Source organism: Oleiphilus sp. HI0079 (assembly GCF_001635105.1).
In genome coordinates, this window is sequence record NZ_LWFT01000265.1 from 1 (window position 1) to 1,526 (window position 1,526).

Annotated in this window: 1 protein-coding gene; it reads right to left on the minus strand. The window is 48.6% G+C overall.

Annotated features, from left to right (window positions below; all coding sequences use genetic code 11):
* Positions 1 to 193: 193 nt before the first annotated feature.
* A complete protein-coding gene (gene tuf, locus A3750_RS03820; protein ID WP_068521281.1) occupies positions 194 to 1,417 on the minus strand; it encodes an elongation factor Tu in 1,224 nt (407 codons plus the stop codon).
* Positions 1,418 to 1,526: the final 109 nt, after the last annotated feature.

A 1,526-nucleotide genomic window follows, 5' to 3' on the forward strand; every position in this document is an offset into this window, starting at 1 on the left:
TTGCATGTTTAACAAAACTCCGATTATCGCCACGTCGACAGATTGTCTTTGCGGCACCTGTACAAAAAAGGAGCGGCATTGTACTCATTGCATACAAACCTGTCAACAAAAGAGTCACCACCCCTTTGCCAAATGATCTGCCAAAGAAAAAGGCCGCCCAATGGGCAGCCCCTTTCAATATTACGAGAACAAATTACTCGATGATTTTGGCAACAACACCAGCACCAACTGTGCGGCCACCTTCACGAATCGCGAAGCGTAGACCTTCTTCCATCGCGATTGGCGCGATCAAAGTAGCTGTCAACTGTACGTTATCACCTGGCATTACCATCTCAACGCCATCAGGAAGCTCACATGCACCTGTTACATCCGTGGTACGGAAGTAAAATTGTGGACGATAGCCTTGGAAGAATGGCGTGTGACGACCACCTTCATCTTTGCTCAAGATATATACTTCAGCCTCGAACTTCGTGTGCGGCTTAACCGAACCAGGAACACATAGCACCTGACCACGCTCAACATCATCACGCTTAGTACCACGAAGAAGAACACCGACGTTCTCACCCGCGCGACCTTCGTCAAGAAGCTTACGGAACATCTCAACACCAGTACACGTAGTCGTTTGAGTGTCACGGATACCAACGATCTCGATCTCTTCGCCTACCTTGATGATGCCACGCTCAACACGACCAGTTACTACCGTACCACGACCAGAGATAGAGAATACATCTTCTACTGGCATTAGGAATGGCTGATCAACTGCACGCTCTGGCTCTGGAATATACGTATCAAGTGCTTCAACAAGTTTCTTAACGGCTGTAGTACCTAGCTCGTTATCATCTTCACCGTTCAATGCCATCAAAGCAGATCCAGGGATGATTGGCGTGTCGTCACCAGGGAATTCGTATTGATCTAGAAGCTCACGAAGCTCCATCTCAACCAATTCAAGCATCTCGTTGTATTCTTCAGTACCTGCACCACCACAGTCTTCTGCAAGAAGATCTGCCTTGTTCAGAAACACTACGATGTATGGAACACCAACCTGACGAGACAAAAGAATGTGCTCACGCGTCTGAGGCATCGGGCCATCCGTTGCGCCACATACTAGAATCGCTCCATCCATTTGCGCCGCACCCGTGATCATGTTTTTCACGTAGTCCGCGTGCCCTGGACAGTCAACGTGCGCGTAGTGACGATCTGTTGAATCGTACTCTACGTGTGACGTTGCAATTGTAATACCACGCTCACGCTCTTCTGGAGCGTTGTCGATGTTCGCGAAGTCAACCTTCTCACCACCGAATACTTCAGCACATACGCGAGTAAGTGCTGCCGTTAATGTTGTTTTGCCGTGATCAACGTGCCCAATGGTTCCCACGTTAACGTGCGGCTTAACTCTTTCAAACTTTGCTTTTGCCATCCGAACATCTCCTTAAGAATCGCTCGATTAGTGACTATGCGCCAAAACGAGCGCAGACCACGCAAAACTATATCTGGAGCTCATAACCGGAATTGAACCGGTGACCTCT

Excerpts from the sequence above, each read along its gene's own strand:
- tuf (WP_068521281.1), bottom strand. The coding sequence starts at position 1,417 with ATGGCAAAAGCAAAGTTTGAAAGAGTTAAGCCGCACGTTAACGTGGGA.